We start from the raw sequence: 14025 nt of genomic DNA on the forward strand, positions 1-14025 counted from the left end.
CACCCGACAAGAGGGCGGTAGCCGTCCGGCCCAAGGGGCGCGGGGAACGGCGCGAGAACCGCACTCGGCCCCCGGCCCGCAGCCGGGCCAAGGCGGCACGGCACACCGCCATGGCCCGGCCCAGCGGAGCGTCACGGCTGTCGCCGACCGCAGCCGTCCGCCCCGCACGTGCCGAGCTCGAACCACACGGTCTTGCCCGACCCGTCCCGATGGCAGCCCCAGCGCAGGGCGAGTGCGTCCACCAGGAACATCCCGCGGCCGTTCTCCCCGGTGCCCGCCGCCAGCACCCGGGGCACCCGCCGCTCCGCGTCGGCGACCTCGCAGCGCAGTACGCCGTGCGCGGCGGAGAGGGTGAGCCGGAAGCCGCTGCGGGCGTGCAGCAGCGCGTTGGTGGCCAGTTCCCCGACCAGCAGTTCGGCCACGTCCGCCAGCTCGCCGCGCTCCGCGATCCCCCAGTCCTCCAGTTGCCTGCGCACCTGCGCGCGTGCCGCGCGGACGGCGGAGGGCCGGGGCCCGTACTCGACGCTCAGGTGGCCGGCTCCCAGGGGTGGTTGCGGGAACGGGCCGTAGGGGGCGTCGGGGTCCGGGAGGTGGCGCCCGGAGAGTTGCAGCATGCCTCCAGAGTGATCCCCGGGGCCCCTCCGGCGCAGGGGGAGGACTACCCGTTCCCCTACCTGCTTGTGCAGGTGGGGGCGTTACGCGTACTGCAGGCGGACCGTCGCGCCGCCGCCGTCGTCGCGGATGTCGACATACGCGCAGACCTGCCGCGCGTACCACAGCCCCGGGCCGGGTTCCAGGCCGTCGGGCGGCGGCGGGACGAAGCCGGCGAGCGGGTCGGCGACGGGGCGGGCCGCGCGCAGCTCGCAGACGCAGGCGGGCGCCTCGCCCCACAGCAGGGCGGTGCCGTCGAGGGGGGCCAGGGCCGCCGCCGCGCCGGCGACGGCGGTGGCGAACAGCTCGGCGTCGGCGGCGGGCAGCCCCCGGCGCTCCGCCCAGCTCCGCACGGCCGCCGCGTGCGGCTCGGCGAAAGGCTCGGCGCCCTCCGGGGGCAGCGGCAGCGGCAGCGCGTCGAGTTCGGCCACGAGCCGGAACGGGTCCTCGTACACCTCCGTGCCGGGGTGGGCGCGGCGGGCGGCGGCGACCACGGCGGGTCCGGCGGTGCGGGTGTCGTAGGCGCACAGAGCGGTGGTGGCCAGGGAGCCGAAGAGGGGGTTGGCGAGGGCCTCGTAGCGGATCCACTCGGTGGTCTCGCGGGTGGAGCGTCCGGCGCGGCCGCCCCACACGGGTTCCATCAGCAGGTGGATCCGGCCGCCGGGGCCGGCGTGGGCGGTGAGGTGGGCGGCGGCCCGGGCGACGGCGTTGGCGGCGGAGCCGGTGTACCACTCGGTGTGCGGCACGCAGGTGATCTGCTTGGCGTCACCGCCGAGGGCGTCGCGCAGCAGGTCGAGGTGGTGCGGGGCGGCGATGGCCACCGGCGGGGGTTCGCCGGGGGCGGCGAGGCCTTCGCCGAGGAAGGGCAGGGCGGCGGCCACGAAGGCGTCGTCGGTGTCGAAGACGGCCATGCGGTGGTCGAACGGGGTGGGTCGTCCGGTGGTCACGTGTTCCCCTCGGGTGGGTGTGGGCGGGTGCGGCGGTCAGCGCTGGGCCGTCACCCAGGCGGCGATCTGGCTGCGGTTGCTGAAGCCGAGCTTGCTGAGGATGCGTTCCACATGGCCTTCGGCGGTGCGGCGCGCGATGACCAGGCGGTCGGCGATCTGCTGGTTGGCGAGCCCTTCGGCGACGAGCCGGGCGACCTCGGTCTCGCGGCGGGTGAGGCGGACCGCGGTGTCCTCGTGCGGCGGCGGGGCGGTGGGCTCGGCGGTGGCCGGTTCCCTGAGCGCGTGGCCGACCAGCTCCGCCAGGGCGAGGGCGCCGCCGCGCCGGTGGGCCCGCTCGAACGCCTCGCGGCCCAGGGCCCGGACGGCCCGCTCCTCGCTGTCGCGGCGTGCGGAGGTGAGGGTGCGGGCGCCCCAGCGGCCCGCGTCGATGTCGGCCCAGACGCGGTCGGCGCCGCCCAGCAGCACGGCCGCGTGCGCGTGGTCGCCGCGCTCGACGGCGATCAGGGCGAGCAGGTCGAGGGTGAGGGCGATGCCGATGACGTCGTGGACGGCGAATTTGAGCCGGAGCGCCTCGCGGGCGTGCCGCTCCGCCCGGGCCCGGTCGCCGCGCACGGTGTGCGCGAGGGCGAGCATGCGCAGCACGTACGACCGCACCCACTGCTCGCCGTGCCGCTCGCACAGCGCGAGGGCCCGCTCGCACACTTCGACGGCCCGCTCGGCCTCGCCCAGGAAGCCCAGCGCGCAGGCGAGTTCGACCTGGTCGAGGCCGACGAGGCTGAGGTGCTGGCCGGGCACGGGGCCGCGGGCGACGGTGGCCTCGAAGTGCCGCAGCGCGCCGGGCAGATCGTCGCCGAACAGCCGGATGACACCGATGACGTACTCGGCGTGGGCCGCCTCCGCGCTGTCGCCCAGGGCGCGGGCCAGGGCGAGGGCGTCCGTGGCGAGCCTGCGGCCCCGGGGGAAGTCCTGGGTGGCGGCGACCAGCAGCCCGGCGACCCACAGGCCGCGGGCGCGCTCCCTGGTCGGCTCCGGGTTGGCGGCCAGGGCCCGGTCGAGCCAGTACAGGCCCTCGCGGGGGGCGCCGCAGGCGTGCCAGTGGAACCAGAGGGCGCCGGCCAGGCGCAGTCCGGCGCGGGCCTCGCCGGGGGTGGAGAGGCTGAAGTCGAGGGCGGCACGCAGGGTGTCGCGGTCGGCGCGCAGCCGGGCCACGATCTCCGGCTGGCCGGGCCCGAACCAGTCGCGTTCGCACGCCTCGGCCCGTTCGAGCATCCAGTCCCGCAGCCGCCGCCGGGCTGCGGTCTCCTCGCCCGGGGTCCGCCGCAGCTGCTCCAGGCCGTACTGGCGCAGGGTGTCGAGCAGCCGGTAGCGCACCCCGTCGGGGCCGGGCTCCCGGCACAGCACGGACTTGTCGACGAGCCCGGCGACGGCTTCCAGAACGTCGTCGCTGCGCAGCCCGACGGGCGGGGGCGGAGACACGGCCACGGCCCCGGTGAGGGCTGGGGCGGGCCGGGCGGACGTACCGGCGGGCCGGGGTCGGTCCTCGGCGGGCCCAGGGGCGGTGACGGTGGACCCGGGGCGGGCCTCACCGGGCCGGGTGAGGGCATGTGCGGGCTGGGCGACGGCGTCGGCGGGCCCCGGGTGGGGGGCAGTGGGGCCGGAGCGGCCCTCAGCGGGCCCGGCGGAGGTGCCGACGGGCCCGGGGCGGCCCTCGGCGGGCCGGGAGAGGGCATGTGCGGGCTGGGCGACGGCGTCGGCGGGCCCGGGGTGGGGGGCGGTGGTGCCGGAGCGGGCTTGGTCGGGCTCGGTGACGGCCTCGGCGGGCCATGGGCCGGTGACGGTGGACCCGAATCGCATGGCGCTGGACTCGGAGCGGGCCAGGGCAGGTCCGGGGCGCACATGGCCGGGCTCGGGGACGGCCTCGGCGGGTCCAAGCCCCGTGACGGTGAGCCCGGAGCGGGCTTGGTCGGGCTCGGTGACGGCCCCGGCGGGCCCAGGGCCAGTGACGGTGGCCCCGGGGCGGCCGGCGGTGGGCGCTGGTCGCGCGCCGGGCCCGGGGCGCGTGCCGGAGCCCTCCGTGAGCCGGGTGGGTTCCGTGCCACGGGCCTGATGCGGGGCCGCGGGGGCGGGAAGCCGGCCGGCGTCGGACGGCCCCGCGCCGGGCAAACGGCCGGCGTCGGACGGCCCCGCGGCGGAGAGACGGCCGGCGTCGGACAGCCCCGCGCCGGGCAAACGGCTGGCGTCGGACAGCCACTCGGTGGAGATTCGGCCGGTGTCGGACGGCCACTCGGTGGGGATCCGGCCGGCGTCGGACGGCCCCGCGGTGGGGATCCGGCCGGTGTCGGGGGGCCGGGGGGTGTCGTCCGCGCACACCGCCTCCGCCGTCTCCAGGTCGAAGCCGCCCGCCAGCACCGACAGCCGGGCCCACACCAGTTGCTCAGGGCCGGTGCACAGGTCGTGGCTCCAGGCGACCGCCGCCCGCAGGGTCTGGTGGCGGGGCAGGGCCGCGGGGCTGCCGGTGGTGAGGAAGCGGTAGCGGTCGTCGAGCCGGTCCAGGAGCTGGTCGACGTCGAGGACGCGCATGCGGACGGCGGCCAGTTCGATGGCGAGGGGCAGGCCGTCCAGGCGGCGGCACAGGCGGGCGACGGACGCCAGGTTGGCGGGGGTGAGGCGGAAGCCGGGGGCCACGGCGGACGCGCGGTCGGCGAAGAGGGTGAGGGCCGGATAGCCCTCGGCGGCGGACAGGTCGCCGTCCGGGTCGGGCACCGGCAGGGGCCGCACCTCCAGCAGGTGTTCCTCGGTGAGGCCGAGCCGGTGCCGGCTGGTGGCGAGGATCCGCACGCCCTCGGTGCCGTGCAGCAGGGCGGCGGCGAGCCGGGCGCACGCGGCGGCCAGGTGCTCGCAGTTGTCGAGGACGAGCAGCAGCCGCCGGTCGCGGACCTGCTCGACGAGGGCGTCGAGCGGCGGCTGGGCGGAGTGGTCGTGCAGGCCCAGCGCGTCGGCGGCGGCCAGCGGGACGAGCGCCGGGTCGTGCAGCCCGGACAGGTGGACGAAGCGCACGCCGTCCGGGAAGGCGCGCCGGACCCGGGCCGCGATGCGCGCGGCGAGCCGGGTCTTGCCGACGCCGCCCGGCCCGGTCAGCGTCACCAGCCGGGCGCGGGCCAGCAGCTCGCGTCCTTCGGTCAGTTCGCCACGCCGGTCGACGAAGCTGGTCGTCTCGACCGGCAGCCGGTGGTCCCGTCGTGGCGCTGATCCGCCCATGATCAGCCAGTCCTCTGGGGTGTGGTCCGAGGATCCGGACAGCCCGGCTCCCCTGTCGCGAGCCCTCACCCTCTCCCGCCTCCGTACATATATGCACGTGCGGGTCACACCCGCGGGTGGACTTCGGCCGCTCCCTCTCGACCGCCGCGCCGCACGCGTACACTGCGCGGCCGCTTTCAGTCTTGACCTGCTCATGCCATTGGCAGAACGATGTGCGCCACCCGCACCACGTACGTCGCACGGAACAACCCCACCTCCCACAAGGAGATTTCATGCGACTTCGCATCCGAGGCTCCGGTGCCCGCAGACGCACCGCCGCCCTCGCCGCCGTCCTGGCACTCGCCCTCGCCGCCCCCCTGTCGGCGACGGCACCGGACGCCACCGCCGACGGCGCCGCCAAGGCCGCACCCGCGGCCGACGACATCCGGCAGTACGAGATCCACCTGCACTCGACGGCCGAGGACCGCACGGCACTTCAGCGCGCGGGCGTGACCGTCGACGAGGTGCACGGCCACGGGGTCGTCGTCTCCGGCCGCGCGGACCAGATCAAGCAACTGCGCGCCCGGGGCTACGAGATCACCCCGCTCGGCGCGGTGCCCGACCGGTCCGCCGGCGAGGACGACGTCCGGCTCTTCGACTTCCCGTCGGGCGACTCGAAGTACCACAACTACGCGGAGATGACGAGCGAGATCAACACGATCGTCTCGGCCAACCCGTCGATCGCGAGCCAGCGCGTGATCGGCACGTCCTACCAGGGCCGGAACATCGTCGCCATCAAGATCAGCGACAACGTGGCGACGGACGAGTCCGAGCCCGAGGTGCTGTTCACCCACCACCAGCACGCGCGTGAGCACCTCACCGTCGAGATGGCGCTCTACCTGCTGCGCGAGCTGACCTCCGACTACGGCTCCGACTCACGGGTCACCAACATGGTGAACAACCGCGAGATCTGGATCGTGCCGGACATCAACCCGGACGGCGGCGAGTACGACATCGCCACCGGCTCCTACCGGTCCTGGCGCAAGAACCGGCAGCCCAACTCCGGCTCCTCGTACGTCGGTACGGACCTGAACCGCAACTGGAACTACCGCTGGGGCTGCTGCGGCGGCTCCTCGGGGTCGACGTCCTCCGAGACCTACCGGGGCCCGGCGGCGGAGTCGGCGCCGGAGGTGAAGGTCGTCGCCGACTTCGTGCGCAGCCGGGTCGTCGGCGGCAAACAGCAGATCCGGGCCGGCGTCGACTTCCACACGTACAGCGAGCTGGTGCTGTGGCCGTTCGGCTACACGTACTCCGACACCACGACCGGGATGACCGCGGACGACAACGCGGCGTTCAAGGCGGTCGGGCAGAAGATGGCCGCGAGCAACGGCTACACGGCGGAGCAGTCGAGCGACCTGTACATCACCGACGGGTCGATCGACGACTACCTCTGGGGCGTGCACAAGATCTTCGGCTACACGTTCGAGATGTATCCCCGTTCCGGCGGGGGCGGGTTCTACCCGCCCGACGAGGTGATCGAGCGGGAGACCTCCCGAAACCGTGACGCGGTACTGCAGTTGCTGGAGAACGCGGACTGCATGTACCGGTCGATCGGCAAGGAAGCGCAGTACTGCGGCTAGTCGGCGTCCTTCTCCGCGCGTTCCGCCGCACCGTCTCGTGCGCCGTCCTGGACGCCGTCGTCGAAGTAGGCGTCCAGGACCGCGTCCAACTGCTCGTCCCACTCGGCGAAGCGGCTCCTGGCCGGCGCCTCGATCTCGATCGGGTACCAGCGCCGGTCAGGGGTGTGGACGGTGACGGTGTACCGCTTGCCGAAGCGGGCCGTCTCCGTCTCCACCGCGCCGATCTCGTCCCAGCGGAACTCGCACTCCTGGTCGTCCAGGCAGAGCCGGACGCCTCTGCGGTCGGCGACGATCCGCGCCCGGCGGTCGGACGCCTCGAAGACGGGGCCGTCGGCCGCGGCGTCCTCCTCCGGCTCCACCGGCTCGGTGGGGGACGCCGTGTCCGGCTCCTCCGCCTCGGGGGCGGTCTCCTCGGCCTCGGCGGCCTCGGGCTCCTCCGCGGGCTCGCCGTCCTTCGTCCGCGGGGACGCGGGTGACGTGAGCCCGGGGATGAAGGCCGGGTCGAACCCGGCGCCTTCCAGGGGCTGGCTGCTCGAACCTATGCGCTGCTCCACAGCGCAGCAGTATGGTCGACAAACCTGTGCCGCACACAGCCGGGCCCGACTTCGTTATCAGACCCCTACACGAACAGGCTCAGCACGGCCGCGACCACGAACCCGGCCACCGACAGCACGCTCTCCAGCACCGTCCACGTCTTGAGCGTGTCCCGCTCGCTGATGCCGAAGTACTTGGCGACCATCCAGAAGCCCCCGTCGTTGACGTGCGAGGCGAAGATGGAACCGGCGGAGATGGCCATGATGACCAGGGCGACGAAGGCCTGGGAGTGGTCGCCCTCGGAGAGCAGGGGCGCCACGATGCCGGCCGTGGTGACGATGGCGACCGTCGCCGAGCCCTGGGCGACCCGCAGCACCACGGAGATCAGGTAGGACAGGACGATCACCGGCAGGCCCACGTCGTTGAACGTGTCCGACAGGGCCTGGGCCACCCCGCTGGCCTTGAGGACCGCGCCGAAGATACCGCCCGCGCCGACCACCAGCAGGATGTTGCCGACCGGCTTGAGGGACGCGGTCGACACCGTCTCCAGGGACTTGCGGGACCAGCCGCGGCGGATGCCCAGCAGGTAGTACGCGAGGAACAGCGCGATCGTGAGCGCCACGAACGGGTTGCCGAAGAACTCGATCACCGAGCGGAGCGTGGAGGGGTCCAGGGCGATCGAGGAGAAGGTCGCGGCGAGGATGAGGACCAGCGGGGTGCCGATGATGCCGAGGACCGTGCCGAGGGAGACCGGCTGCTCGCTGGGCGCCACACCGGCGGCCCGCTGCTCGTCGACGACGGCCTGCTTGGCCTCCTCCGCCGCCTCGACCATGTCCTGCGGCACGGCGACGAAGATGCGGCGGCCGATCCACGCCGCGTACGCCCACGCGGCCACCACGGCCGGCAGGCCGCAGACGACGCCCATGAGGATGACCCACCCGAGGTCGACGTGGAGCAGACCGGCGGCGGCCACCGGGCCGGGGTGCGGCGGCAGGAAGGCGTGCGTGACGGACAGGCCCGCGAGCAGCGGCAGGCAGTAGAGCAGGATCGACTTGCCGGAGCGCTTGGCGGCGGCGTAGACGATGGGCGCCAGGACGAAGATGCCGACGTCGAAGAAGACCGGGATGCCGAAGATCAGGCCGGTCAGTCCCATGGCGAGCGGGGCGCGCTTCTCGCCGAACAGGCCGAGCAGACGCCTCGCCAGCACCTCGGCGCCGCCGCTGACTTCGAGGATCGCGCCGAGCATGGTGCCCAGGCCGATGATGATCGCGACATGGCCGAGGATGCCGCCCATGCCGGACTCGATGGTGGAGACGGCGTCCGACCTCTGGACCGTGCCGAAGAGTTCGGTGACCGACAGGCCGGCCGCGAGGCCGACGGCTATGGAGACCGCGAGCAGGGCGACGAACGGCTGCAGTCGCACCTTGATGATGAGCAGGAGCAGCAGCGCGATGCCGAGCGCGGCGGTGAGCAGGAGTCCGGCGGTGCCGTCGACGAGGAGGAGCAGTCCTCCCGTGTGGGGCGGTGTCTCGGCGGGGGCGGACGCGGCGAGCGGATGGGACATTCGGGGGTCCTCTGCCTAAGTGCATACAGCTTCTGGGTAGGGGGGAGCGCGACGCGGCGCATCGGGGCGCCGCGCCTCACGGACGTGCGGGAGTGGGAGGCGGGGTGGGTCAGCCGAGGACGGCGAGCGCGTCGATCTCGATGAGGAGGCCCGCGGGGAGACCGACGTAGACGGTCGTGCGCGCGGCGGGCGGCTGGGTCAGCCCCTGCTCCTCGAAGTACGCGTTGTAGATCTCGTTCATCTCGGCGAAGTGGTCGACGTCCGTGAGGTAGACGCGGATCATCATCACGTCGTCCCAGGAGGCGCCGCCCTCTTCGAGGATGGCCTTGACGTTGGCCAGGGTCTGCAGGGTCTGCTCGCGCAGGGTCGGCCCGGCGGGCGTGGGCGGCTTGCCCTCCTCGGCGGGCAGGAAGCCGACCTGGCCGGCGACCTGGAGGATGTTGCCCTTCCTCACCCCGTGGGAGAACTTGGCCGGCGGGGTGGTGTGGGTCTTGGGGGTGAGTGCGATCTTGTCGGTCATGCGGTGCCCTTCACTGGTGTTCTGCCGGAGTACTCGCCGCTGATGGCGTCCGCCGTACGGCGCACCAGCGGCAGGAGGGTGAGGAGTTCGTCGGCGGTGACGACGACGTTCGGCGCGGAGACCGACATCGCGGCGACGACCCGGCCGTCGGCGCCGCGGATGGGTGCCGCGACACAGTTGATGGACTCCTCGTGGCCGCCGAGGTCGGTGGCCCAGCCCTGCTCGCGCACCTTCTCCAGCTCGCGCAGGAACGCGCTCGCGTTGGGGGTCGAACGGGCCGTGTAGGCGGGGTAGTCGAGCTTCTCGGCGACCGCCCGCCGCTCGTGCTCGGGCAGGTCGGCCAGGAGCAGCTTGGCGACCGCGGCGACGGTGATGGCGACGGGCTTGCCGATGCGGGAGTACATCCGCACCGGGTAGCGGCTCTCGACCTTGTCGATGTAGAGGACCTCGTTCTCCTCGTACACGGCCAGGTGCACGGTGTGCCCGCAGCTCTCGTTGAGGCGGACCAGGTGCGGGTGGGCGATCTCGCGGACGTCGAGGTTCTCCATGGCCTCCTGGGCGAGCGCGAAGAGGCGGGCGCCGAGGCGGTAGCGCTGGTCGGACTGGCGGTAGACCAGGCCGTGCTCGTGCAGGGTGCGCAGCAGGCGCAGGGCCGTGGACTTGTGGACGCCGAGGCGGTCGGCGACCTGCCCCAGGTCGGCGGGCCCCTCGGCGAGCAGCGGCAGGATGCTCAGCGCGCGGTCGACGGTCTGGCTCATGGCGTGGATACCTCCTCGTCGGCCCGCTGGGGGTCCTCGGTCCAGCCGGGGCCGAGTCGCAGTCTCCCCCATGCCGCGTCGTCCAGGGCGGCCAGCCGGTCGGCGTGCTCCCGGGCGGGCGGGGCGGCGAGGTCGCCGGGCGCGGTGAGGGCGGCGGCGGCCACGAGGTGCCCGTGGCGCAGCCGGTCCCGGACGGGCAGTCCGCGCAGGGTGGCCGAGAGGAACCCGGCGGCGAAGGCGTCGCCCGCGCCGACGGCGGCGACGACGTCGACCCGCGGCGCGGGGACGAAGGTGACGTCCCGTCCCGCGAAGACGGTGGCTCCGGCGGCGCCCTGCTTGACGACCAGCACCTCGGGTTCGGGCAGGGCGGCGCGGACGGCCTCGGCGCTGTGCAGCCCCCAGGCCTCGTCCTGGCCCACGAACACCAGGTCCGCGCCCCGGGCGAGGTCGCGCAGCACCCCGGGGGCGTCCAGGTCGCGCCACAGGCCGGGCCGGTGGTTGACGTCGAAGGAGACCAGGGGGCGGCCGGGGCGGCGCGTGGTCAGCTCGCGCATCAGCTCCAGGCAGCTGCCGGACAGCGCGGCCGTGATCCCGGACAGGTGCAGCACGCGTCCGGCCCGCACCGCCGCCGGGTCGGGGTCCGTCACGCTCATCGCGGACGCGGCGGAGCCGGCCCGGTAGTACGCCACCTCGTGCGCGTCGGTGGCCCGGTCCCCGGCGGTGCGGAAGTAGATGCCGGTCGGGCGGCCGGGGTCGCGGCGCACGTACGTCACATCGACCCCGTAGCCGCCGATCGCCTCGACCAGGTGGTCGCCGAAGGGGTCGTCCCCGACCCTGCTGACCCACCGCACGGAGTGCCCCGCCGCCGCCAGCACGCACGCCACGTTGGACTCGGCCCCGCCGATCCCCCGCTCGAACGACGGCACGTCGGCGAGGCGGCCCGGCCGGGTGGGCAGGAACGTGACCATGGACTCGCCGAGCGCGACGACGTCCACGACGTCGGGGGCGTTGCTGGGTCCGGTGGGGGTCACGATGCTCGTAGCTCCTCGGCGGCTTCGGTGGGCGGTGGATTCATTGACCGGCGGTGGCCGAGATGTTAGACAGCGTTGAGCGATATACGCAATGAAGGTTGCAAGCAATGCAACACCGCTGATCAGGAGGCTCTATGCCCGCCGACACCGCAGCCGAGTCCCTCGCCCGGCTCGCCGCAGAGCGCGTCGACCACCGCTTCAAGGGCCTCCCGCCGGACGCCGGCGGGCTGACGGTCGGCGCACTGGCGGCCCAGCGCCGCAACCTCTTCACCGGCGGCTTCGCCACCCCCGTGCTCGCGCTGTCCGCCGAGCGCCTGGAGCACAACCTGAGGCTCATGGAGACCTACGCGGCCCGGCACGGCCTGGCCTTCGCGCCGCACGGCAAGACCTCCATGGCGCCGCAGCTGTTCCGGCGGCAGATCGAGCACGGCGCGTGGGGCATCACGCTCGCGGTGCCGCACCAGGTGCGGGTGGCGCGCGCCTTCGGCGTCCGGCGCGTCTTCCTCGCGAACGAACTGGTCGACGCGGCGGCCCTGCGCTGGATCTCCGCGGAACTGGACGCCGACCCGGACTTCCGGTTCGTCTGCTACGTCGACTCGGTGCGCGGCGTCGAGCTGATGGACGCGGCCCTGCGCGGCGCCGCCCGCCCGCTGGACGTCGTGGTCGAACTGGCCGCCGGGGAGGGCGCCCGGACGGGGGTGCGCACGGAGGCGGAGTGCGCGGCGGTCGCCGACGCCGTGGCCGCCACGCGCACGCTGCGGCTGGCCGGCGTCGCCGGTTACGAGGGCGAGGTGCCGCAGGCCGACCCGGAGCGGGTGATGGCGTGGCTGCGGCGGCTGGTCGCGCTCGCCGCGGACTTCGACCAGGCGGGCCGCTTCACCGGCCTGGACGAGATCGTGGTCAGCGCGGGCGGCAGCGCCTGGTTCGACGCGGTCGCCGACGTCTTCGCCGAGATCCCCGAACTGTCCCGTCCTGTGCTGAAGTTGCTGCGCTCGGGCGCCTACGTCTCGCACGACGACGGCCACTACCGCAAGCTGACCCCGTTCAACCGGGTGCCCGAGGAGGGCGCCCTGGAGCCCGCGTTCCGCCTGTGGACCCAGGTGGTGTCGCGCCCCTCCCCCGAGCAGGCCTTCGTCAACGCGGGCAAGCGGGACGCCGCCTACGACCTCGACCTGCCGTTCGCGCAGGTGGTCCGCCGGGACGGCGCCGAGCGCCCGGCCACCGGCGTGACGGTGACGGCCCTGTCCGACCAGCACGCCTGGCTGAGCACCACGCCGGAGGCGGACCTGGAGGTCGGCGACTGGGTGGGCCTGGGGCTGTCCCACCCGTGCACCTCGTTCGACAAGTGGCAGCTGATCCCGGTCGCCGAGGCGGACGGCACGGTCGTCGACTACGTCCGCACGTTCTTCTAGGAGGCAGCGCGATGGAACAGCTCGTCATCCGGGACGCCGACGTCGTCGACGGCTCCGGCGCGCCCTCGTACCGGGCCGACGTCGTGATCGACGGCGGCCGGATCACCTCGATCGTCAAGGAGGCCGCGGCAGCCGGCTGCCAGCGGCCCAAGGCCCGCCGGGAGCTGGACGCCGAAGGGCTGGTGCTCTCCCCCGGCTTCGTCGACATGCACGCCCACAGCGACCTGGCCCTGCTGCGCGACCCCGACCACAGCGCCAAGGCAGCGCAGGGCGTGACGCTGGAGGTCATCGGCCAGGACGGCCTGTCGTACGCGCCGGTCGACGACCGCACGCTCGGCGAGGTGCGCCGCGCGATCGCCGGGTGGAACGGGCCCGGGGACGACATCGACTTCGACTGGCGCACGGTCGGCGAGTACCTGGACCGGCTGGACCGGGGCATCGCCGTCAACGCGGCCTACCTGATCCCGCAGGGCACGGTCCGGGCGCTCGCCGTCGGCTGGGAGGACCGCCCGGCCACCCCGGCCGAGCTGGACCGGATGCGGCAGCTGGTCGCCGAGGGCATGGAGCAGGGCGCCGTCGGCATGTCGTCGGGGCTGACGTACACGCCCGGCATGTACGCGCGGGACGCCGAACTGACGGAACTGTGCCGGGTGGTGGCGTCCTACGGCGGCTACTACTGCCCGCACCACCGCTCCTACGGCGCCGGTGCCCTGGAGGCCTACCGGGAGATGATCGAGCTGACCCGCGAGGCGGGCTGCTCCCTGCACCTCGCGCACGCCACGATGAACTTCGGCGTGAACAAGGGCCGGGCGCCGGAGCTGCTGGCCCTGCTGGACGAGGCCCTGGCGGCCGGGGCGGACATCAGCCTCGACACCTACCCCTACACCCCGGGCTGCACCACCCTCGCGGCCGTCCTGCCGAGCTGGGCGAGCGAGGGCGGCCCGGAGCAGACCCTGGGCCGGCTGGCGGACGACGGCACGGCGGAGCGCATCCGGCACCACCTGGAGGTCATCGGCTCGGACGGCTGCCACGGCGTGCCCGTCGAGTGGGAGACCATCGAGATCTCCGGCGTGAACGACCCGGCCCTCGCGGACCACGTCGGCCGGACGATCGCGGAGTCGGCGGCGCTGCGGGGCGAGGAGCCGTGGGTGACCGCGCGCGGCCTGCTGCTGGCCGACCGGCTGGCCCCGACGATCCTGCAGCACGTGGGACACGAGGAGAACGTCCGGGAGATCATGCGCCACCGGGTGCACACCGGCGGCTCGGACGGCATCCTCCAGGGCGCCAAGCCGCACCCGCGCGCCTACGGCACCTTCCCGCACTACCTCGGCCACTACGTACGGGAGTTGGGCGTGCTGTCGCTGGAGGAGTGCGTCGCGCACCTCACCTCCCGCCCGGCGGCACGGCTGCGCCTGCCCGACCGGGGCCTGGTCCGCGAGGGGTACGTGGCCGACCTGGTGCTGTTCGACCCGGCGACGGTGGCGGCGGGCTCCACCTTCGCCGAGCCGCGCACGCTCCCCACGGGCATCCCCTACGTCCTGGTCGACGGCCGGTTCGTGATCGAGGACGGGCGCCGCACGGACGTCCTGGCGGGCCGGGCGGTCCGCGGGACTCCTCCCGCGTGACCGCCCGGCCGGGGCCCCGCCCCACCGCGGGGGGCGGGCGCCGCCGCCCCCGGACACGGGGCGGAGTTTTTTGTGACACAAAAAGGCCGGGGAACCCGATGGGTGC

Annotated in this window: 11 protein-coding genes; 3 read left to right on the top strand and 8 right to left on the bottom strand. The window is 74.2% G+C overall.

Annotated elements, in window-relative coordinates; translation table 11 throughout:
- Positions 1-131: 131 nt before the first annotated feature.
- The 3 genes from ACIGAN_RS30235 to ACIGAN_RS30245 all read right to left on the bottom strand — a co-directional run bounded on the left by ACIGAN_RS30235 (position 132) and on the right by ACIGAN_RS30245 (position 4856).
- A complete protein-coding gene (locus ACIGAN_RS30235) occupies positions 132-614 on the bottom strand; it encodes an ATP-binding protein (RefSeq protein ID WP_365087158.1) in 483 nt (160 codons plus the stop codon).
- 81 nt (positions 615-695) lie between these two features.
- Complete coding sequence (locus tag ACIGAN_RS30240) at positions 696-1598, bottom strand: anti-sigma factor RsbA family regulatory protein (RefSeq protein ID WP_399862325.1); 903 nt, start codon at positions 1596-1598, stop codon at positions 696-698.
- Positions 1599-1634: 36 nt separating this feature from the next.
- Positions 1635-4856 carry an ATP-binding protein gene (locus ACIGAN_RS30245; protein ID WP_399862326.1) on the bottom strand — a complete coding sequence of 1074 codons (3222 nt, stop codon included), beginning with the start codon at positions 4854-4856 and terminating at the stop codon, positions 1635-1637.
- 272 nt (positions 4857-5128) lie between these two features.
- Between ACIGAN_RS30245 and ACIGAN_RS30250 the strand changes: the two genes are divergently transcribed.
- A complete protein-coding gene (locus tag ACIGAN_RS30250) occupies positions 5129-6475 on the top strand; it encodes a M14 family metallopeptidase (protein WP_365087164.1) in 1347 nt (448 codons plus the stop codon).
- Here the strand turns inward: ACIGAN_RS30250 and ACIGAN_RS30255 are convergent.
- The 5 genes from ACIGAN_RS30255 to ACIGAN_RS30275 form a co-directional block, all read right to left on the bottom strand.
- Positions 6472-7029, bottom strand: a complete 558-nt coding sequence (locus ACIGAN_RS30255; protein ID WP_399862327.1) for a hypothetical protein — start codon at positions 7027-7029, stop codon at positions 6472-6474. The genes ACIGAN_RS30250 and ACIGAN_RS30255 overlap by 4 nt on opposite strands.
- A gap of 65 nt (positions 7030-7094) precedes the next feature.
- Positions 7095-8573, bottom strand: a complete 1479-nt coding sequence (locus ACIGAN_RS30260; RefSeq protein ID WP_309095965.1) for a GntP family permease — start codon at positions 8571-8573, stop codon at positions 7095-7097.
- Between the two features lie 109 nt (positions 8574-8682).
- Positions 8683-9093 (bottom strand): RidA family protein, encoded by a 411-nt coding sequence (locus tag ACIGAN_RS30265; RefSeq protein ID WP_331265481.1) that lies wholly within the window; start codon positions 9091-9093, stop codon positions 8683-8685.
- Positions 9090-9851 carry an IclR family transcriptional regulator gene (locus ACIGAN_RS30270; protein WP_365087169.1) on the bottom strand — a complete coding sequence of 254 codons (762 nt, stop codon included), beginning with the start codon at positions 9849-9851 and terminating at the stop codon, positions 9090-9092. The genes ACIGAN_RS30265 and ACIGAN_RS30270 overlap by 4 nt, the downstream gene beginning before the upstream one ends.
- Positions 9848-10882: a sugar kinase gene (locus ACIGAN_RS30275; protein ID WP_365087171.1), complete on the bottom strand. Its 1035-nt coding sequence runs from the start codon at positions 10880-10882 to the stop codon at positions 9848-9850. The genes ACIGAN_RS30270 and ACIGAN_RS30275 overlap by 4 nt, the downstream gene beginning before the upstream one ends.
- Before the next feature lie 134 nt (positions 10883-11016).
- On the opposite strand from ACIGAN_RS30275, the gene ACIGAN_RS30280 reads away from it, so the two are divergent.
- Together ACIGAN_RS30280 and ACIGAN_RS30285 are read left to right on the top strand one after the other, a co-directional pair.
- A complete protein-coding gene (locus ACIGAN_RS30280) occupies positions 11017-12294 on the top strand; it encodes an amino acid deaminase (RefSeq protein WP_399862330.1) in 1278 nt (425 codons plus the stop codon).
- An 11-nt stretch (positions 12295-12305) separates the two neighbouring features.
- Positions 12306-13919, top strand: a complete 1614-nt coding sequence (locus tag ACIGAN_RS30285) for an amidohydrolase family protein (RefSeq protein WP_399862332.1) — start codon at positions 12306-12308, stop codon at positions 13917-13919.
- Positions 13920-14025 lie beyond the last annotated feature (106 nt).

It is taken from the genome of Streptomyces sp. NPDC085931 (assembly GCF_044540565.1).
Lineage (GTDB): Bacteria > Actinomycetota > Actinomycetes > Streptomycetales > Streptomycetaceae > Streptomyces.